The organism is Pseudomonas sp. BS3767 (genome assembly GCF_900099665.1).
Classification (GTDB): domain Bacteria; phylum Pseudomonadota; class Gammaproteobacteria; order Pseudomonadales; family Pseudomonadaceae; genus Aquipseudomonas; species Aquipseudomonas cerasi.
In genome coordinates this window covers 175,505-195,648 of record NZ_FNCX01000002.1, presented here as the reverse complement: position 1 = coordinate 195,648, position 20,144 = coordinate 175,505, and the positions used below count along the sequence as shown (strand labels likewise).

Here is a 20,144-nt window from a genome sequence, read left to right as displayed (position 1 = left end):
CCCCGAACCGAAGCCAATGATCAGTACCGAACTCAAAACCCAGATCCAGGGCGCTTACTCGCGTTTCCTCGAAGCCAAGAGCCTCAAGCCGCGCTATGGCCAGCGATTGATGATCGCTGAAGTCGCCAAGGTGCTGGGGGACATTGACACCGATGAAGAGGGCCGTCGTTCGGGCGATCCTGCGGTAGTGGCCGTCGAGGCCGGGACGGGTACCGGTAAGACCGTGGCCTATGCCATCGCCTCGATTCCCACTGCCAAGGCGGCAGGCAAGCGGCTGGTGATCGCCACCGCGACCGTCGCCCTGCAGGAACAGATCGTCTACAAGGACCTGCCGGACCTGATGCGCAACAGCGGTCTGAATTTTACCTTCGCCCTGGCCAAGGGGCGCGGGCGTTACATGTGCCTGTCCAAGCTCGACGCATTGCTGCAGGAAAGTGACGCGACCAACGCGACCGCGCAGCTGTTCGAGGAAGAAGGCTTCAAGATCGAGGTCGATGAGGCCAGTCAGAAGCTTTTCACCAGCATGTTGCAGAAGCTGGCGGGCAACAAGTGGGACGGCGATCGCGACAGCTGGCCGCAGGAACTCGCCGATCAGGACTGGGCGCGTCTGACCACCGATCACAGCCAGTGCACCAACCGGCACTGCCCCAACTTTCAGCAGTGCGCCTTCTACAAGGCGCGGGAAGGCATGGGCAAGGTCGATGTGATCGTCACCAACCACGACATGGTACTGGCTGACCTGGCACTTGGCGGCGGTGCAGTGCTGCCGGACCCGCGTGACACCTTGTATGTCTTCGACGAGGGTCATCACCTGCCGGACAAGGCCATCGGCCACTTTGCCCATTACACCCGTTTGAAATCGACCGCCGACTGGCTGGAACAGACCGCCAAGAACCTCGCCAAGCTGCTGGCCCAGCATCCGCTGCCCGGTGATCTGGGCAAGCTGATCGAGCAGGTGCCGGAGCTGGCCCGCGAGATCAAGGGCCATCAGCAGTTCATGTTCGGTGCCTGCGAGCAACTGGCGGATTTCCGCGCCGGTGAAGACATGCAGGGCCGCGAGCGTCCACGTCATCGCTTTGTCGGCGGCGTGATTCCCGAGCACATCCGCGAGATGGGCATCGAGCTCAAGAAGGGCTTTGCGCGCCTCGACGACCTGTTCACGCGCCTGACCGAGCTGCTCAAGGAAGGCATGGACGGTGAGGTCAACATCGGCATCGCCAGCCATCAGGCCGAAGAATGGTATCCGCTGTTCGGCAGCCTGCTGGCCCGCGCGCATGGCAACTGGGAATTGTGGACAGCCTTCACCGCCGAAGATCCGGAAGACAGCCCGCCAATGGCGCGCTGGCTGACCCTGGCCGACAGCGGTGCAATGTTCGATATCGAGGTCAATGCCAGCCCGATCCTGGCGGCGGAAATGCTGCGTCGCAACTTGTGGAACATCGCCTACGGGGCGCTGGTTACCTCGGCGACCCTGACCGCGCTGGGCAAATTCGACCGCTATCGCATGCGTGCCGGCCTGCCCAAGGGGGCGGTGACCGCCGTGGTACCAAGCCCGTTCCATCACGCCGATGCCGGTGTGCTGCGCGTGCCGGACCTCAAGGCCGACCCGCGTGACTCGGTGGCCCACACCGCAGCGATCATTCGCGACCTGCCGGGTCTGGTGGAAGGTTCGCGAGGCACGCTGGTGCTGTATTCGTCGCGCAAGCAAATGCAGGATGTCTTCGACGGCCTGGACCGTGACTGGCGCAAGCAGGTGTTCATTCAGGGCAATCTGTCCAAGCAGGAAACCCTCAACAAGCACAAGGCACGCGTCGACAGCGGCGAGTCCAGCGTACTGTTCGGGCTGGCCAGCTTTGCCGAGGGTGTGGATTTGCCCGGCGCCTATTGCGAACACGTGGTCATCGCCAAGATCCCGTTCGCGGTGCCGGATGACCCGGTCGAGGCCGCGCTGGCCGAGTGGATCGAAGCGCGTGGTGGCAACCCGTTCATGGAGATCGCCGTGCCGGATGCCTCGTTGCGTCTGGTACAGGCCTGTGGCCGCTTGCTGCGTACCGAAGAGGACCGCGGCACCATCACGCTGCTGGACCGACGCGTGGTCACCCAGCGCTATGGCAAGGCGATTCTCAATGCGCTGCCACCGTTCCGCCGGGAAATAACCTGAGCCAAAGATGAAGAGCGTTTCACATCTGTTCCCAAAGCGCTCGATCGCTGAAACAATACGCGCCATTTAGCCTGTCGCCAGGCTCATGTTGCCAGTCAGGAGTCAGCCGTTGCAGATCCAGGGTCATTACGAACTTCAATTCGAAGCAGTACGTGAAGCCTTTGCGGCGCTCTTTGACGACCCGCAGGAGCGCGGTGCTGCCTTGTGCATTCAGGTCGGCGGCCAGACCGTCATCGATCTGTGGGCGGGCACTGCCGACAAGGACGGTGCCGAGGCTTGGCACACCGACACCATTCTCAACCTGTTCTCCTGCACCAAGACCTTCACCAGCGTGGCGGTTCTGCAACTGGTCGAAGAGGGCAAGTTGAAGCTGGACGAACCCGTGGCCAGGCTTTGGCCCGAATTCGCCGCGGCGGGCAAGGCCTCCATCACCCTACGCCAATTGCTCTGCCATCAGGCCGGCCTGCCCGCGTTGCGTGAGCCGTTGCCTGCCGAAGCGCTTTACCAGTGGGACACCATGACCGCCGCCCTGGCCGCCGAAGAACCCTGGTGGACACCGGGTCAGGGGCATGGTTATGCAGCGATCACCTATGGCTGGCTGGTGGGCGAGATGCTGCGCCGCGCCGATGGTCGAGGTCCCGGTGAATCCATTGCTGCGCGTATCGCCCGCCCGCTGGGGCTGGATTTTCATGTGGGCCTGGCGGATGACCAGTTTCATCGTGTGGCCCACATCGCGCGTGGCAAAGGCAATGCCGGTGACGACGCTGCCCAGCGCGTGCTTCAGGCGACGATGCGCGAACCGGCTTCGATCACAGCCAAGGCGTTCACCAACCCGCCGTCGATCATGACCAGCACCAACAAGCCGGAGTGGCGCCGCATGCAGCAGCCAGCGGCCAACGGTCACGGCAATGCGCGCAGTCTTGCCGGTTTCTATAACGGTCTGCTCGATGGCAGCCTGCTTGAAGCAGACATGCTCAATGAGCTGACCCGTGAACACAGCCTCGGTCAGGACAAGACATTACTGACCTCGACCCGTCTGGGACTGGGCTGCATGCTCGATCAGCCGGGCGTTGCCAACGCGACTTACGGCCTGGGGCCAAAGGCCTTTGGCCATCCGGGGGCGGGCGGCTCGGTGGGCTTCGCCGATCCTGATGGCGAGGTTGCCTTTGGCTTCGTTACCAACACCTTGGGGCCGTACATTCTGATGGACCCACGCGCTCAGAAACTGGTCGGGGTTCTGCGTGAGTGTTTGCAGTAAGTATCGGCCATAAGTGCTTGTTTCATACCGACTGTCAGTTAAATGGCTGTAACAGGAACCGTACGACGGTTTCTTTTTCCAACTGCATCTTTATGCATGTTATACCGGCTTAGTTACGTCCTTCTGTCTGATCAAAACCGTTGCGGGTTACCCATGTCGTCTAATAAAAGCCTCGTTCTCGCCCTGTGCATCGCCGTGACCGGCTGTGCGCAAACCCCACAATCCGACTCTGCTGCAACCGGAGGCCATTGGTGGCAGTTCGGTTCCGGCAGCGACTCCGCTGACGCAGGCACCGCTGCCAAGGCTCCGGCACCGAGCCCGGCGCCCGCTCCGGTTGCCAAGGCTGCTGCAACGCCGGCACCTGAGGCAGGTGCTGAAAACAGCGCGCGGTGGTACTGGCCGTTCGGCTCGAACGATAACGCGCAGGCCAAACCTGATGCCGTGGCCGACAAGCCGGCCGCCAAGCCTGCTGCACCGGCGATGGTTGCCAAGTCGGAGACCGACAGCAAGTGGTGGTGGCCGTTTGGCAATGACTCCGCCAAGGACGAGCCGAAAGCGCTGCCGATGCCTGATCCGAAAGTGACCCAGGCCTGGCTGGACGAATACGAGCCGCGCCTGCGCGCTGCAATCAAGGACAGCCCTTTCCAGCTGGAGCGTCGAGAAGACCTGCTGGCAATCACCGCGCCCGTCGACAGCTCGTTCAACCCCGACCGTCCGGCCATGCTGCTGCCGAACACGCTGGGGCCGATCACCCGTCTGGCCAAGGTGGTAGAAGGCGATCAGAAAACTGCCGTGCTGATTCTCGGTCATGCCGACACTTCGGGTCCTACCGAAGCCAACCAGAAGATCAGCCAGGAGCGTGCGCAGTCGGTTGCCGCGATTTTCCGTCTCAGTGGCCTGGAGCGTAATCGCCTGAGCCAGCGTGGCATGGGTGCTGTGATGCCGCGCGCCGCCAACGACAGCCTGCAAGGGCGTGCGCTCAACCGCCGGGTCGAGATCCTCATGACACCGCAGGACACCATGCGCGCGCTGATGAGCCGCTACGCACTGCCGCCAGTTGCACCGACCATGGTCGCGACCCAGGACGTCAAGCCAGTCACCCCGGCACCTGCCGCCGCACCTGCGAAGAAAGCCGCTGCGAAGAAAGACACCGCCAAGAAAGCTGCACCGGCCAAAGCCAGCACCGCCAAGAAGGCCGCGCCAGCCAAGACCACCGCAGCGGCCAAGAAGCCGGCAGCGACCAAAACCACCGCCAAGGCCCCGGCCAAAAACGCAACGCCCGCCAAGAAGGATGACAGCCAGGCCAGTAACTAAGCCTGTCAGCACCCACGCGGATCGTCACTGACGCTTCGCGTGGGGTCGATCCGTGACCTCGCAGGAACCAGACCATGACCCAGACCCTGGCCGATATGCGCCGTGATTACACGCGCGACGGGTTGACCGAAGCGCAATCGCCGGACGAGCCCTTTGCACTCTTTCATGCATGGTTTGCCGACGCGGTGAACACCGAGCAGCCGCCGGTCGAGGCTAACGCCATGACATTGGCGACGGTTGATGAGCAAGGACGTCCCCATTGCCGCGTCCTGCTGCTCAAGGGCCTGGACACTCAGGGCTTTACGTTTTTCACCAACTACGAAAGCGCCAAGGGCCAGCAGATCGCTGCACGTCCATTTGCCGCGATGACCTTCTTCTGGCCGACACTGGAGCGCCAGGTGCGTATCGAGGGTCGGGTCGAGAAAGTCTCTGCGCAAGAATCCGACGCCTATTACCAGGTGCGCCCTCTGGGCAGCCGTCTGGGTGCATGGGCCTCGCCACAAAGTCGGGTGATCGCCGATCGCGACGAACTGGAAGGTCTGATCAGACAGACGGAACAACGCTTCGCAGACACCCAGCCACACTGCCCCGAGCACTGGGGTGGCTATCGTCTTTTGCCCGAGCGGATCGAGTTCTGGCAGGGTCGCTCCAGTCGACTTCACGACCGTTTGAACTATCGTTTGATAGACGACAGATGGACACGCGAGCGCCTTGCACCCTGATTGAATTATTCGTCTGGCCAATCGTCTGAGCGTTATACGGGCCGTGGCTGTATGAGGCCTGAATCAATTTAATTTGCGGGCTCGGGGCCGTGACAGCGCCTTTGTCGGGTAGTCTAATGGCCACTGATTCCTCTGGAGATTCCTTTTATGCGCAAGTCTGCTCTTCTGGTTGCTTCGTTCACTGCCATGGCACTGATGATGGGCGGCTGTACCTCGAATCTGACCGGTGATTCCTACTCCCGTGACGAGGCCAGGACCGTACAGACAGTTCGCATGGGAACGATCGAATCCCTGCGTCCGGTCAAGATCGAGGGCACCAAGACCCCGATCGGCGGCGCGGCAGGTGCAGTCGTTGGTGGTGTGGGCGGCAGCGCTATCGGTGGCGGTCGCGGCAGTATCGTGGCAGCGGTGATCGGCGCAGTGGCCGGCGGCCTGCTGGGTTCGGCGACCGAGGAAGGCCTGACCCGTACGCAAGGTGTTGAAATCACCGTGCGTGAGGATGACGGCAGCATGCGTGCCTACGTGCAGCAGGTTCAGGAAAACGAGATTTTCCGGGTCGGCGAGCGTGTGCGCATCATGAGCGTCAACGGCACCAGCCGCGTTACTCACTGATCCGCAACACCGCACAGCAAAACCCCGAGCCGCAATGCTCGGGGTTTTTTATTGCCAGGCGTAAATGGGCGTGAATACCATGCCCATTGCTCACGAAGACGATGTATCGAACGCCCTGTTTCCTGGGGTCAGCCCTCGATCCCCAGCATGTCGCGCACCAGCGCTTCAGCCACCCGAATGCCGTCCACGCCAGCCGAGAGAATCCCGCCCGCATAGCCAGCGCCTTCACCGGCCGGGTAAAGGCCTTTGGTGTTCAGGCTTTGCAGCGCCGGCCCGCGGGTAATGCGCAGCGGTGCCGAGGTACGGGTTTCGATGCCGGTCAGCACAGCGTCGTGCAGCGAGAAGCCTTTGATCTGCTTGTCGAACGCAGGCAGGGCTTCACGAATCGCTTCGATGGCAAAGGCGGGCAGGGCCTCGGCAAGGTCCACCAGCTTCACGCCCGGCTTGTAGGACGGTTCAACACTGCCCAGAGCGGTCGAGGCCCTGCCTGCAATGAAGTCGCCGACCAGTTGCGCCGGAGCCTCGTAGCGGCTGCCGCCGAGCAGATACGCGTGGGATTCCAGACGCTCCTGCAACTCGATACCGGCCAGCGGGCTGCCAGGGTAGTCCTGTTCCGGCGAGATACCGACCACGATGCCCGAGTTGGCATTGCGCTCGTTGCGTGAGTATTGGCTCATGCCGTTGGTGACCACTCGGCCGGGCTCTGATGTGGCTGCCACGACCGTGCCGCCAGGGCACATGCAGAAGCTGTAGACCGAGCGGCCGTTGCTGGCGTGGTGCACCAGTTTGTAATCGGCTGCGCCGAGCTTCGGGTGACCGGCATATTTGCCAAGTCGCGCGCGGTCGATCAACGATTGTGGGTGTTCGATGCGGAAGCCCACCGAGAACGGCTTGGCTTCCATGAACACGCCACGGCCGTGCAGCATGCGGAAGGTGTCACGGGCACTGTGGCCCAGCGCCAGAATCACGTGCCGGGACTCGATCTGCTCGCCGCTGTCGAGCTGCACGCCCAGCAATTGGCCATCCTCGATCATCACGTCGGTCACGCGCTGCTGAAAGCGCACTTCGCCGCCCAGTGCTTCGATCTGATGGCGCATGTTCTCGACCACGCCCGTCAGGCGGAACGTGCCGATATGCGGCTTGCTGACATAGAGGATTTCTTCCGGCGCGCCAGCCTTCACGAACTCGTGCAGCACCTTGCGGCCGATGAATTTCGGGTCCTTGATCTGGCTGTAAAGCTTGCCGTCGGAAAAGGTCCCGGCACCGCCCTCGCCAAACTGCACGTTGGATTCGGGGTTGAGCACGTTTTTGCGCCACAGTGCCCAAGTGTCCTTGGTGCGCTGGCGAACTTCGGTGCCGCGCTCGAGGATGATCGGCTTGAAGCCCATCTGCGCCAGCAGCAGCCCGGCAAAAATGCCGCAGGGTCCGAAACCCACGACGATCGGACGCTCTGTCAGGCCCTCGGGAGCGTGACCGACGACTTTGTAGCTGACATCAGGTGCCGGGCCGACGTGGCGGTCATTGGCCAGCTTGCGCAACAGTGCCTCTTCATCCTTGACCTGGAAGTCGATGGTGTAGATGAAGCACAGCTCGGAAGACTTTTTGCGCGCGTCGTAACTGCGTTTGAAGAGGGTAAAGTCCAGCAGTTCGCCGCTGTCGATACCCAGGTGCTTCAAGAGCGCAACGCGCAGGTCTTCTTCCGGATGATCGATCGGCAGCTTGAGTTCGGTGATTCGTAACATTAAGGGGTCCAGTTTTCGGGCCGCAGGTTCAGCCCGACAGCACTACAAGAACCGGCGATTATAAGCGCTGAACCCCTTTGGCGGCGAGCCTGGGCGATCAGTCGTCGCGCGAACCGCCGTAATAACCGCAGCCACGCTGGGCCTGGCCGTTGATGCGCAGCTCTGCGGTGAGGTGTTGCACCGAGCCGTCGACGCTGTCGACGCAGCGCTGTGGCGCGACCCAGATCTCGATGCGCTGGTTGTTGGCTTCACTGCTGATGCTGAAACTGCCGTCCGGCAGCTTCTCTTCCACGTAGGGCAACGCCAGTGGGGCAACGCCCTCGCGCTCCAGAACCATGCCCTTGCCGCTGACATTGACGTTCCAGGCGGGTTTGTTGCCATTGACGTGCAATGTCAGGCGTTTGAAATTGAGGTCTTCACAGGCCTGGCCGGGACGTTCGACGCGGTACAACTGATGCAGGTCCAGCTGTCCGTCACTGTTGGCCGCCTTGCTCGCAGCAAAACTGCCGCGCAGATCGGCAAACACCGTGCCCTTGCTGTCCGCCAGCGAGGCCGCTTCCTGCAGAATACCGGTGTTGCCGCGATCCTTGACCACGTAGCGACGCTGCTCGTTACACGGCTTGAACAGCAGCTGGCCGTTTTCTCCGGTCAGGTCGCCCTGCATACGGAGCATGCCCGCCGTGGAAACCTTCGGTTCCTCGGCCTGTTTACCGAGCAACTGACACCCGGCAAACAGCGGTAGAAGAGCAAATACGAGGACGGAACGGGCAGCGAACATGATGTGGTCTCCAGACAAGTGCCGCCACGTTACTCAGACTGGAGGTGCATCACAAGGGTCGGGATGCTTATCGCGCGAGCAGTGGCTTTGACTATCGTTCAGGTTTGACGCTGACGGTAGGAGCGAACGTGTTCGCGAAAGGGCCGTTTTGTTCGACGAAAATACATCGTTTAAACGAACGCCTTCGCGAACAAGCGAAGCGTCACCCGATTCGCTCCTGCAAAACCGTTTCGGCCTATAGGGGCGTGGCGTGCGCTTACCCGCCCAGATACGCGTCCCGCACTTTCGGATCGACCAGCAGTTCTTCGCCTGTGCCTTGCATGACCACGCGGCCGTTTTCCAGTACGTAGGCGCGGTCGGCGACTTTCAGGGCCTGGTTGGCGTTCTGTTCGACCAGAAACACCGTCACGCCATCGCGGCGCAGCTGTTCGACGATCTCGAAAATCTGCTGGATGATGATCGGCGCCAGACCCAGCGAAGGCTCGTCCAGCAACAACAGCTTGGGCTTGCTCATCAGTGCTCGACCGATGGCCAGCATCTGCTGCTCGCCACCGGACATGGTGCCGCCGCGCTGATTGAAGCGTTCCTTGAGGCGTGGAAAGAGCTGCAGGACCTTGTCCATCTGTTCCTGATAATCAGCCTTTTCCGTGAAGAAGCCGCCCATCGCCAGGTTCTCTTCAACGGTCAGACGCGCAAACACCCGACGGCCTTCCGGCACCACGGCAATGCTCTTGCGCATGATGATCGACGACTCCAGCCCGACCAGTTCCTCGCCCATATAGCGAATACTGCCGCTGTGGGCGCGTGGTGAGCCGCACAGGGTCATCAACAGGGTGGACTTGCCGGCACCGTTGGCACCGATCAGGGTGACAATTTCACCCTGACGCACTTCCACGTTGACGCTGTGCAGCGCCTGGATCTTGCCGTAGAAGGTGGAAACGTTTTCGAACTGCAGCATTTACGCTTCCCCCAGGTAGGCTTTGATCACATCGGGATTGTCACGAATCTGTTCCGGCGTGCCATCGGCCAGAGGCGTGCCCTGATTGATCACCACGATGTGGTCGGAAATGCTCATTACCAGTTTCATGTCGTGCTCGATCAACAGGACCGTAGCGTTGTGCTCGCTGCGCAACACGCCGATCAGCGCTTTCAGATCATCGGTTTCTCTGGGGTTCAGACCCGCCGCCGGTTCGTCGAGCATCAGAATGCGCGGGCGCGTCATCATGCAGCGGGCGATTTCCAGGCGGCGTTGCTGACCGTAGGCCAGCGTCCCGGCAGGGCGGTTGGCGAACTCCCGGAGGTTGACCGCCTCAAGCCAGTGCTCGGCGTAGTCCATGGCTTCACGTTCGCTGCGGCGGAACGCGGGCGTCTTGAACAGGCCGGACAGGAAGTTGGTGTTCAAATGCCGGTGCTGGGCAACCAGCAGGTTTTCCACGGCAGTCATTTCCTTGAACAGGCGCACGTTCTGGAACGTACGCACCACGCCCTTGCGCGCGATCTGATGGCCAGCCAGGCCCTGGATCGGCTCACCGTCCAGCAGAATCGTGCCCGCGCTTGGCCGGTAGAAACCGGTCAGGCAGTTGAAGACTGTCGTCTTGCCAGCGCCATTGGGGCCGATCATCGATACGACCTGCCCCTGATTGACGGTCAGGGCAACGCCATTGACCGCCAGCAGGCCGCCAAAACGCATGCTCAAGCCAGTGGCTTGCAGTAATGGGCGGCTCATTTCGACTGCTCCGCTTTCAATTTCATTTCGGGGCGCTGCATCGGCAGGAAGCCTTGTGGGCGCCAGATCATCATCAGCACCATCAGCGCGCCGAACATCAGCATGCGGTAGTCACTGAACTCACGCATCAGCTCGGGCAACAGGATCATCACGATGGCTGCCAGGATCACACCCAATTGCGAGCCCATGCCACCCAGCACGACGATGGCCAGGATGATTGCCGACTCGATGAAGGTGAACGATTCCGGGGTGATCAGGCCCTGACGCGCGGCAAAGAAGCTGCCTGCGAAACCTGCGAACGCAGCGCCAAGGGTGAACGCCGAGAGCTTGATCACGGTCGGGTTCAAACCCAGTGCACGGCAGGCGATTTCGTCTTCGCGCAAGGCTTCCCAGGCCCGGCCGATCGGCATGCGCAGCAGGCGATTGATGACGAACAACGCTGCCAGTGCCAGCAGCAGGGCGATCAGGTAGAGGAAGATGACCTTGTTGATCGAGTTGTACGGCAGGCCGAAGAACTCATGGAAGGTCTGCATGCCCTCAGCGGCCTTGCGCTCGAAGGTCAGACCGAAGAGGGTCGGCTTTTCGATGTTGCTGATGCCGTTCGGGCCGCCGGTGATATCGGTCAGGTTACGCAGGAAGATACGGATAATCTCGCCGAAGCCCAGCGTCACGATAGCCAGATAGTCGCCGCGCAGACGCAACACCGGAAAGCCCAGCAGGAATCCGAACAGCGCCGCCATCAACCCCGCGATCGGCAGGCAGATCCAGAAACCGAGTCCATAGTAGTGCGACAGCAGGGCATAGCTGTAGGCGCCGACCGCATAGAAACCGACATAGCCCAGGTCAAGCAGACCTGCCAGGCCGACTACGATGTTCAGACCGAGGCCGAGCATCACGTAGATCAGGATCAGCGTGGCAATGTCCACCGCACCGCGCGACCCGAAAAATGGCCAGATGAACGCAAGCACGATGAGCGCCGCAAGGCCCCAGCGCTGGGTTTTCGGCTGGGTCAGGAAGTCGCTGGTCTTTTGCGGGATCAGCGGCTTGTCGGAGCCGCGACGCAGGCCGCTGATCTGCTCGGCAAACAACACGCGCAGAAACAGCAGGACCGAACACACGGCAATGATGGTCAGGGTCAGCGGGCTGGCGTTCTGCACTTGCAGGGTGACGCCGGAAAAGGCCAGTTTCAGACCGAACACCGGATAGGCCACGGCCCAGACCAGTGCGGCGCTGAACAGCGCCTGTTTGAAGGACTTGCTCATACTTTCTCAACCTCCGGACGACCCAGAATGCCGGTCGGTCGGAACAGCAGCACCAGGACCAGCAGGCCGAAAGCCACCACGTCCTTGTACTGATCACCAAAAATGTCGGCGCCGAAGGCTTCGGCGACGCCCAGCACCAGGCCACCGAGCACGGCACCCGGGATCGAACCGATACCGCCCAGTACCGCAGCCGTGAAGGCTTTCAGGCCGACGAGGAAGCCGGCGTTGGGGTTGATCACGCCGTATTGCATGCTCAGCAGCATGGCGGCGACAGCGGCCAGTGCCGCACCGACCACGAAGGTCAGGGCGATGATGTTGTTGGTGTTGATGCCCAGCAGATTGGCCATCTTCATGTCCTCGGCGCAGGCGCGGCAGGCGCGGCCCATTCGCGAGCGGGAAATGAACAGGGTCAGGCCGGTCATGGCCACCAGGGTGACGAGGAACACCACGATCTGCATGTAGGAAATCAGCACTTCCTCTGCGCCACCGGGCCCGAACGAGAGGCTGCCGGGTAGCAGGTTGGGGATGGCGAAGTTGCCCGAGCCCTGGGAAAGCTGGACCGAGTTCTGCAGAAAGATCGACATGCCGATGGCAGAAATCAGTGGAATCAGACGGTTGCTGTTGCGCAACGGACGGTAGGCCACACGCTCGATGCTGTATCCATAGGCACTGGTCACGATGATCGCAGCGGCAAAACCGGCAATCATCAGCAACGGCAGGCTGTGAATCCCCAGCATCGCCAAGCCGGCGAGTGCCATGAAAGCTACATAGGAACCGATCATGTACACCTCGCCATGGGCGAAGTTGATCATTCCGATGATGCCGTACACCATCGTGTAACCGATGGCGATCAATGCATACGTACTGCCAATGGTCAGGCCATTGACCAGCTGCTGCATGTAGTGGAATAACTCGGGCATTTACCGCGCTCCTAAAAACCTGATCTGCATTTCTCTGACCTGCGCCGGGGTGGCATTCTGTGGATGCGTAGCCTGTTGCGCTGCCAGGGAACCGCTGTTGACGGTTTTAAGATTTTCAGGGGGCCTCGTGCACGCCGTTCGGGTCGCCGAAACGTGCGTACGGGCCTGGATTCGTAAAACAAAGCCCACTGCGCTGGCAGTGGGCTTTGAGGGTTGATGCAAGCAGCTTATTTGGCGGCTTCGGTCTTGGGTTTGCCGAAGTGCCACTCGTAGACCACGAACTGGAAGTTCTTCAGGTCACCTTTTTCGTCGTAGCTCAGCTCGCCCATTGGCGTCTTGAAGGTACCGGCATGGATGGCAGCGGCCACCTTGGCGGTGTCTTCGGACTTGGCGGCAGCGATGCCGTCAGCAATGACCTGCACGGCGGAGTAGGACGGGTACACGAACGGGCCGCTCGGATCCTGGCTCTTGGCCTTGAAGGCTTCGGTCAGCGCCTGGTTGGCCGGGTCCTGGTCGAAGGATTTCGGCAGGGTGACCAGCAGGCCTTCCGAAGCATCGCCCGCGATTTGCGAGATCGACTCGTTGCCGACGCCTTCAGGGCCCATGAATTTGGCGTTCAGGCCTTTTTCCTTGGACTGACGCAGGATCTGGCCCAGCTCAGGGTGGTAGCCGCCGTAGTAGACGAAGTCGACGTTGGCCTGCTTGAGCTTGGCGATCAGCGACGAGAAGTCCTTGTCGCCAGCGTTAATGCCCTCGAACAAGGCAACCTTGACGCCTTTTTTCTCCAGCGTCTGCTTGACGGCTGTCGCGATGCCTTCACCGTACTGCTGCTTGTCGTGAATGACTGCAACGATTTTCGGCTTGGCGACGTCGGCAATGTAGTTGCCAGCGGCCGGACCCTGGGCGCTGTCGAGACCGATGGTGCGGAACACCAGTTTGTAGCCGCGCGCGGTGATTTCCGGGCTGGTGGCAGCCGGGGTCACCATGATGATGCCTTCATCTTCGTAAACGTCGGACGCTGGCTGAGCGGAGCTGGAGCAGAGGTGGCCGACCACGTATTTAACGCCGTCGTTGACCACTTTGTTGGCGACCGCAACGGCCTGTTTCGGATCGCAGGCATCATCGTATTCGACGGCTTCGAGCTTTTTGCCATCCACGCCGCCTTTGGCGTTGATCTGCTCGATGGCCATCTTGGCGCCATTGAACTGCATGGTGCCGTATTCGGCGACAGGGCCGGTCTTGGGGCCGGCAATGCCGATCTTGATGGTGTCAGCTGCGAACGAATGGCTGGCAACCCCCGCCATAACCAGTGCGGCAAACAGCCTTGAAAGCTTATTGGTACCCTTAGTCATGATGCTCCACTCTTGCGTTGTAGTTTTTATAATCCTGATGGCCAAGGCTCCAGGACCGATTCGATCACCGGTTGTCCCACGCCGCCAACTGTACCGGAACAGTTTAGAGCGCGGTTCGCTGGCTTGGAAAGCCGGGCGTCTGGGGACAAACCTGTGGGTGTCGCTTAATCGAAAGAAAGTTACAGAATCGAACCGCTTGAGTGTCTGAAATCACTTCAGATCCATAAGGTTATCTGCACTTCCCTGCGATAAATCGCCTGCTTCTGGGCTTGCCGGTGGGAAAGTCGGCGGTATGATTGCGCCGATTTTCTTTTTGGTGAAACCCATGACGCAAGAACCTAGCACCCTCTATGCCAAACTGCTTGGCGAAACGGCCTCAATCACCTGGACTGAATTGCAACCATTCTTTGCCAAGGGTGCCCTGTTGTGGGTCGAGTTGCCTCTGGATTTGATCGAAGTCGCCGAGGCAGTGGCCGAAAATGATGCAGCCAGGGTGTCTGCGTGGCTGGCGGAGGGGCGGGTTGGCAAGGTGTCTGAAACCAAGGCGCTTGAGCTGGTGGAGACAGATCCGCTGCTCTGGGCTGTGGTAGTGGCACCTTGGGTTTTGATTCAAAATAGGGCGCAGGATTGATTTGCGCACCAGTCGGGTGCCTTGCGGTTTTCCGGAGTGAGTGGGAAGGTAACTCTTCGGCAGCCCGCGTAGCGTAAAACCACACCGTTAAGGTGGCGGTTTCTGCAGGCTGCACTGTTTCTTTTGACGATGGAGCCTTGCGCTGCTCCTTCAGGTACGAACAGGTCTGGGACTGGCGAAGTCGTCATTTTCAGGCAGTTCGGCAAACACATCCGGAATGTCTGGTGTTTCGCTGTCTTGCCCCTGGCTGTGCTGTTGTGGCAGGGCAGACCAGCGGGTCGTGGGCTCGCGCTGGTTCATCTGTCTGGCAAGAGGCAGGATGCGCTCCAGCGGCTGGGGCCTGTTGAACAGATAACCCTGTACGTAATCACTGCCAAACTGCCTGAGAAACTCCAGTTGATCCTGGGTCTCGACGCCTTCGGTCACGACTTTCAAGCGCAGCGTATGCGCCATGACAAGGATTGCCTGAACGATTTCCATGTCCTGCGGGGACTGGGGGATGTCGATAATGAACGATCGGTCGATCTTCAACGTGTCCAGCGGCAGCCGCTTGAGATAGGCGAGCGACGAGTAACCGGTGCCGAAGTCGTCGATCGACAGGGAAACACCCAGGCTGCGGATGTGTTTGAGCATCAGGATAGTGTTGCTGATGTTGCCCATCAGGGCATTTTCGGTCACTTCCAGTTCCAGTCGTCCAGGCGCTGCGTCAGCATCGGCCAGCGCCCGCTCAACCTCTTCGACCAGTTCGTTGCGGCCCAGCGTCAGCGCTGAGCAGTTGACGGAGATGATCAGCTGTTCCAGCCCTTCCTGATGCAGAGTGCGCAAGTCGTGACAGGCGCGGCGCAGCACCCAGTTATCCAGTTCGGCAATCAGGCCGTTGGCCTCGGCGATGCCGATGAAGCGTGCGGGTACCAGCAAGCCGTGCTGCGGGTGATTCCAGCGTACCAGCGCCTCGAGCTTGGCAACGTGGCCGGTGCGCATGTCGACGATAGGTTGGTAATACACCTGCAGCCCCGTTCCCTCGCGCAGGGCATTGCGCAATTCTTCTTCCAGTTGCAGCTCCAGACTGGCCTTGGTCTTGAGGGCCGGATTGAAGAAGTTGACGCCGTTGCGCCCTTTGTCCTTTGACTGGTACAGCGCGAGGTCTGCGTGCTTGAGCAACTCATCGCAGGTCTCACCGTCACGCGGGAATACGGCAATGCCGATGCTGGTGGTCATGACCATGCGCCTTCCTGCCAGCGCGATGGTCTCCTTCATCTTTTGCATGACCCGATGAGCCAGATGGCGGGCCTCTTCGTAGTCCGGAATGCTCAGCAGGATGCAGAATTCATCGCCGCCGAAACGCGCCACCACGTCCTGGGTACGGGTAGCACTGCGGATGCGCTCGGCGATCACCTTGAGCAGCTCGTCACCCGCATCATGGCCCAGGCTGTCGTTGATGCGCTTGAAGTGGTCGATGTCCAGAAACATCACCGCAAGCATGCCTTTGTTGAAGATATGCTCCTGCAGCTTCTCGGCGAAGATCTGATTGAACCCGCGGCGGTTGATCAGGTTGGTCAGCGGGTCGTAATGCGCAACCTGCTGAAGTGAAACGCGTGCCTGATCCAGCTGGGTAAGCAGTGCATTGACCCGCTGCAGATCATGCTCCTTGCCTTGCAGTTTCTTGTCGGCCATTGCCGCGCTGATGCTGCCAGCGATGGTCAGCAGGGCGATGGCCGCGATGGTAAGCCCCAACTGCTGGCTGTTTTCAGTGCTGGGGACGTGTAGCTCAATGCCTTCGGGTATCACCAGCCGCAGCGCCTTCATGCCCATCAGGTGCATGGTCAGCAGGCCTGCGCCCAGCAGAAGGCTGACCGCATAACGGAACATCTGATGAAACATGCCGTGGTACTGGCGCAAGTGCCGGGACAGGGTCAGCAGCGCAATGCTGGAAAGAACCGCGACCAGGATCGACAGGGCGAACATCCGCGGCTCGTAGTACTGCGTAGCGGTAGAGCGCATGGCTGACATGCCGAGGTAATGCATGACGCTGATGCCGATCCCCATCACCACCGCGCTGGTCAGGCAGCGTCTCAGGGTCAGCTCCGGGATGGTCAGCGCCCGCATGGCCACCAGTGCGGTAACCAGTACGATCAGCAGGGAAATCAGCGTGATGGAAAGGTCATAAGTGATTTTGAGCGGCGCCTGGAACGCCAGCATGCTGATGAAGTGCATCGCCCACACGCCACCGGCCAGGCATAACGCGCCCAGCGCCTTCCAGAGGCGACGGCTTTTAAGGGCGTCGACCTGGATGACACGGTCCGCAATGTCCAGCGTGGCAAAGCACGCAGCACAGGCCACGCCGTAAGCCAGCGCGACCAGAAACAGGTTGTGACTGCAGTCGATCAATAATTGCACGTCCGCTGGTGGGCCAGCGAATACGTTCAAACCCAGCCAATCCATAGCTTGCCCTTATCTCACTGCAAGGCCGCCAAAGCCGAAAGCCTGGCGTTCAAAGCTGAGTATAGAAGCTGTTTACAACCTGCAAATGCACGAGGTGCCAATTTGGCATCAAAGTGATGGCTGGCGTGTTTGGTGCGTATCGTTTAGAGGACGCAGAGCGTCCGGAAAGGCATGCCTACGCGGAGCATGGGCACGATAGGGGGTGTTGCGGATATCGCGGAGCAGGGGCGTGGTTACGGGACACATCGTTCCTCACGCTCCAGCGTGGGAATGCCTTTCATGACGCTCTGCGTCATAGCGTGAGCAAGAGCGTCATGCCCATGCGGGGCATGGGCATGACCGGCGGGTGTGTGACCAGCCCTCAGCCTGCGACCAGTACCCGGATCGCTTCCAGACGCAGGGCCGCTTTTTCAAGCATGGCCAGACCCTGTTCACGTTGCGTGCGCAGAGCCACCAGTTCACTGTCGCGCACGGTTGGGTTGACCGCTTGCAATGCCGTCAGGCGGGCCAGTTCTTCTTCGGTGTCGGCTGCCAGGCGACGCTGAGCTTCGGCGACGCGCTCTGCGTGTTTCGGCGTGATTTTCTCTTCGCCCGCGTTGATCCTCGGGGTCAGTTGGTCGCGTTGTGCCTGGATGAACTTGTTGGCGCTGGCACGGGGCACGCTTTCGAGCTGATCGTTGAGCGTATTGAACGACACACGGCTGGCCAGATCGTTGCCATTGGGGTCAAGCAGGCAGCGCAGCGCAGCAGGCGGCAGATAACGCCCCAGTTGCAGCGAGCGAGGCGCAACCACTTCGCTGACGTAGATCAGTTCGAGCAGAACGGTGCCCGGCTTGAGCGCCTTGTTCTTGATCAGTGCCACGGCGGTGTTGCCCATCGAGCCTGACAGCACCAGATCCATGCCGCCTTGCACCATCGGGTGCTCCCAGGTGATGAACTGCATGTCCTCGCGGGACAGCGCCTGATTGCGGTCGTAAGTGATGGTCACGCCTTCGTCGTCGCCCAGCGGGAAGCTGGCGTCGAGCATCTTTTCACTCGGCTTGAGGATCAGGGCGTTTTCCGAGTGGTCCTCGCTGTCGATGCCAAAGGCGTCGAACAGGGTTTCCATGTAGATCGGCAGGCTGAACTGATCGTCCTGGTCGAGGATCGCTTCGACCAGCGCTTCGCCTTCGCCTGCGCCGCCGGAATTGAGTTCCAGCAAACGGTCGCGACCGGTATGCAGTTCGCTTTCCAGGCGCTCGCGTTCGCTGCGGGCTTCATCGATCAGGGTTTGCCACTCGTCGTCGTCACCGCTTTCCAGCAACGGCAGCAGGCGCGGGCCGAACTGATGCTGCAGGGCGTTGCCGGTCGGGCAAGTGTTGAGGAATGCATTGAGCGCTTCGTGATACCACTGGAACAGGCGGGCCTGCGGACTGGTTTCCAAGAACGGGACATGCAGCTCGATGGTGTGCTTCTGGCCGATCCGGTCCAGACGCCCGATACGCTGCTCCAGCAAGTCCGGGTGCGACGGCAGATCGAACAGGACCAGATGGTGGGAGAACTGGAAGTTGCGGCCTTCGCTGCCGATTTCCGAACAGATCAGCACCTGGGCGCCGAACTCTTCGTCTGCAAAGTAGGCCGCGGCTCGGTCGCGCTCGAGGATGTTCATGCCTTCGTGGAAAACCGTGGCGGGGATACCGGAACGCACACGCAGCGCGTCTTCCAGGTCCATGGCGGTTTCGGCATGGGCACAGATGACCAGCACCTTGACGCGCTTGAGCATTTTCAGGGTATCGATCAGCCAGTCGACGCGTGGATCAAAGCGCCACCAGCGCTCTTCCTCGCTGACTTCCGACTGCGACTGGAAGCTGACTTCAGGGTAAAGATCGGCGTGCTCGCCGACCGGCAGTTCGAGGTATTCGACAGGGCAGGGCAGCGGGTATTGATGCAGCTTGCGCTCCGGGAAGCCCTGCACGGCGGCACGGGTGTTGCGGAACAGCACGCGGCCGGTGCCATGACGGTCCAGCAGTTCGCGAATCAGACGCGATTTGGCTTCTTCGTCGCCGGTATTCACCGAGGCCAGCAGCGAATCGCCTTCGGCACCCAGGAAGCCGTGAATGGTTTCCTGCGCCTCGGCAGACAGCTTGCCCTTGTCGAGCAGCTCCTGAACGGCCTGAGCCACCGGGCGATAGTTCTCGCTCTCGGCGCGGAAGGCCTTGAGGTCGTGGAAACGGTTCGGGTCCAGCAGGCGCAGACGGGCAAAGTGGCTGTCCTGGCCCAGTTGTTCCGGCGTCGCGGTCAGCAGCAGTACGCCGGCAATGACTTCGGCCAATTGTTCGACCAGCGAATATTCGCGGCTGGCCTTGTCTTCGTGCCAGACCAGGTGGTGCGCTTCGTCAACCACCATCAGGTCCCAGCCTGCCGCAAACAGGGCGTCCTGGGCCTTTTCGTCTTCGACCAGCCATTCCAGGGCGACCAGTGCGAGCTGGGTGTCTTCGAACGGGTTGCCGGCATCGCTTTCCATGAAGCGCTCGGCGTCGAACAGCGCGACCTGCAGGTTGAAGCGGCGACGCATTTCCACCAGCCACTGGTGCTGGAGGTTTTCCGGGACCAGAATCAGCACGCGGCTGGCGCGGCCCGACAGCAGTTGGCGATGGATCACCAGACCGGCTTCGATGGTTTTGCCCAGACCCACTTCGTCGGCCAGCAGAACGCGCGGCGCGATACGGTCCGCGACTTCGCGAGCGATGTGCAACTGGTGGGCGATAGGCTGTGCCCGCACGCCACCCAGGCCCCACAGCGAGGACTGCAATTGGCGGCTGGTGTGTTCGAGCGTGTTGTAGCGCAGCGAGAACCATGACAACTGGTCGATCTGGCCGGCAAACAGACGGTCGGTCGCCAGGCGGAACTGGATAAAGTTCGACAGCTGGGTTTCCGGCAGCGTGACCAGTTCGTTCTGCGCGTTCAGGCCGTGGTAGACCAGCAGACCATCGACATCGTCGACTTCGCGAACGGTCATTTTCCAGTTTTCGAAGTGCGTGATCACGTCGCCAGGGGAGAAGCGCACGCGGGTCAGCGGCGCATTACGCAGTGCGTACTGACGTGTTTCGCCAGTGGCCGGATAGAGCACGGTCAACAAGCGGCCGTCCTGTGCCAGAACGGTGCCCAAACCCAGCTCGGCTTCGCTGTCACTAATCCAGCGTTGCCCCGGTTGATACTGCTGCGCCATGCTGCCTGTCTCCCGC

15 protein-coding genes and 1 pseudogene are annotated in these 20,144 nt (G+C 60.9%); 6 read left to right on the top strand and 10 right to left on the bottom strand.

The features are described from left to right. The first annotated feature begins 16 nt into the window (after nucleotides 1-16). From dinG to BLR16_RS05310, 5 genes are all read left to right on the top strand, one after another. Nucleotides 17-2,161: an ATP-dependent DNA helicase DinG gene (gene dinG / locus BLR16_RS05330; protein WP_003402334.1), complete on the top strand. Its 2,145-nt coding sequence runs from the start codon at nucleotides 17-19 to the stop codon at nucleotides 2,159-2,161. A 109-nt stretch (nucleotides 2,162-2,270) separates the two neighbouring features. Beyond that, nucleotides 2,271-3,419: an EstA family serine hydrolase gene (locus BLR16_RS05325; protein WP_003363516.1), complete on the top strand. Its 1,149-nt coding sequence runs from the start codon at nucleotides 2,271-2,273 to the stop codon at nucleotides 3,417-3,419. A 153-nt stretch (nucleotides 3,420-3,572) separates the two neighbouring features. Continuing rightward, nucleotides 3,573-4,733, top strand: coding sequence for an OmpA family protein (locus tag BLR16_RS05320; protein WP_074804876.1), 1,161 nt, complete (start codon nucleotides 3,573-3,575; stop codon nucleotides 4,731-4,733). A gap of 74 nt (nucleotides 4,734-4,807) precedes the next feature. Then, the gene (pdxH, locus tag BLR16_RS05315) at nucleotides 4,808-5,455 is read left to right on the top strand and encodes a pyridoxamine 5'-phosphate oxidase (RefSeq protein WP_003363512.1); all 648 of its coding nucleotides are present in this window, start codon (nucleotides 4,808-4,810) and stop codon (nucleotides 5,453-5,455) included. A 147-nt stretch (nucleotides 5,456-5,602) separates the two neighbouring features. After that, on the top strand, nucleotides 5,603-6,067 hold the full coding sequence (locus BLR16_RS05310; protein ID WP_003363510.1) for an outer membrane lipoprotein: 465 nt from the start codon (nucleotides 5,603-5,605) through the stop codon (nucleotides 6,065-6,067). Between the two features lie 128 nt (nucleotides 6,068-6,195). Here BLR16_RS05310 and BLR16_RS05305 read toward each other — a convergent pair whose 3' ends face one another. The 8 genes and pseudogenes from BLR16_RS05305 to BLR16_RS28790 all read right to left on the bottom strand — a co-directional run. Continuing rightward, entirely contained in the window at nucleotides 6,196-7,809 is a 1,614-nt protein-coding gene (locus BLR16_RS05305; RefSeq protein ID WP_092194153.1) for an NAD(P)/FAD-dependent oxidoreductase, read from the bottom strand. Nucleotides 7,810-7,906: 97 nt separating this feature from the next. Further along, complete coding sequence (locus BLR16_RS05300) at nucleotides 7,907-8,587, bottom strand: COG3650 family protein (RefSeq protein WP_003363504.1); 681 nt, start codon at nucleotides 8,585-8,587, stop codon at nucleotides 7,907-7,909. Between the two features lie 256 nt (nucleotides 8,588-8,843). Beyond that, a complete protein-coding gene (locus BLR16_RS05295; protein ID WP_002554807.1) occupies nucleotides 8,844-9,545 on the bottom strand; it encodes an ABC transporter ATP-binding protein in 702 nt (233 codons plus the stop codon). Continuing rightward, nucleotides 9,546-10,313, bottom strand: coding sequence for a high-affinity branched-chain amino acid ABC transporter ATP-binding protein LivG (gene livG, locus BLR16_RS05290; RefSeq protein ID WP_003314434.1), 768 nt, complete (start codon nucleotides 10,311-10,313; stop codon nucleotides 9,546-9,548). Next, nucleotides 10,310-11,575, bottom strand: coding sequence for a high-affinity branched-chain amino acid ABC transporter permease LivM (locus BLR16_RS05285; protein ID WP_003363501.1), 1,266 nt, complete (start codon nucleotides 11,573-11,575; stop codon nucleotides 10,310-10,312). Before BLR16_RS05285 ends, livG begins: the two co-directional genes overlap by 4 nt. Further along, nucleotides 11,572-12,495, bottom strand: coding sequence for a high-affinity branched-chain amino acid ABC transporter permease LivH (livH, locus tag BLR16_RS05280; RefSeq protein ID WP_003363499.1), 924 nt, complete (start codon nucleotides 12,493-12,495; stop codon nucleotides 11,572-11,574). Before livH ends, BLR16_RS05285 begins: the two co-directional genes overlap by 4 nt. Nucleotides 12,496-12,722: 227 nt before the next feature. Further along, complete coding sequence (locus tag BLR16_RS05275; RefSeq protein ID WP_003431160.1) at nucleotides 12,723-13,847, bottom strand: branched-chain amino acid ABC transporter substrate-binding protein; 1,125 nt, start codon at nucleotides 13,845-13,847, stop codon at nucleotides 12,723-12,725. A 75-nt stretch (nucleotides 13,848-13,922) separates the two neighbouring features. Then, nucleotides 13,923-14,174 (bottom strand): annotated as a pseudogene (locus BLR16_RS28790) (hypothetical protein); the annotation flags it as partial. Between BLR16_RS28790 and BLR16_RS05265 the strand changes: the two are divergent. Further along, entirely contained in the window at nucleotides 14,173-14,478 is a 306-nt protein-coding gene (locus tag BLR16_RS05265; RefSeq protein ID WP_003393364.1) for a DUF2288 domain-containing protein, read from the top strand. The pseudogene BLR16_RS28790 and the gene BLR16_RS05265 sit on opposite strands and share 2 nt — an antisense overlap. A gap of 150 nt (nucleotides 14,479-14,628) precedes the next feature. Here the strand turns inward: BLR16_RS05265 and BLR16_RS05260 are convergent, their stop codons facing one another. Together BLR16_RS05260 and rapA are read right to left on the bottom strand one after the other, a co-directional pair. Next, nucleotides 14,629-16,920, bottom strand: a complete 2,292-nt coding sequence (locus BLR16_RS05260; RefSeq protein ID WP_054082132.1) for a putative bifunctional diguanylate cyclase/phosphodiesterase — start codon at nucleotides 16,918-16,920, stop codon at nucleotides 14,629-14,631. A gap of 361 nt (nucleotides 16,921-17,281) precedes the next feature. Then, nucleotides 17,282-20,128, bottom strand: coding sequence for an RNA polymerase-associated protein RapA (gene rapA / locus BLR16_RS05250; protein ID WP_003363488.1), 2,847 nt, complete (start codon nucleotides 20,126-20,128; stop codon nucleotides 17,282-17,284). Nucleotides 20,129-20,144: the final 16 nt, after the last annotated feature.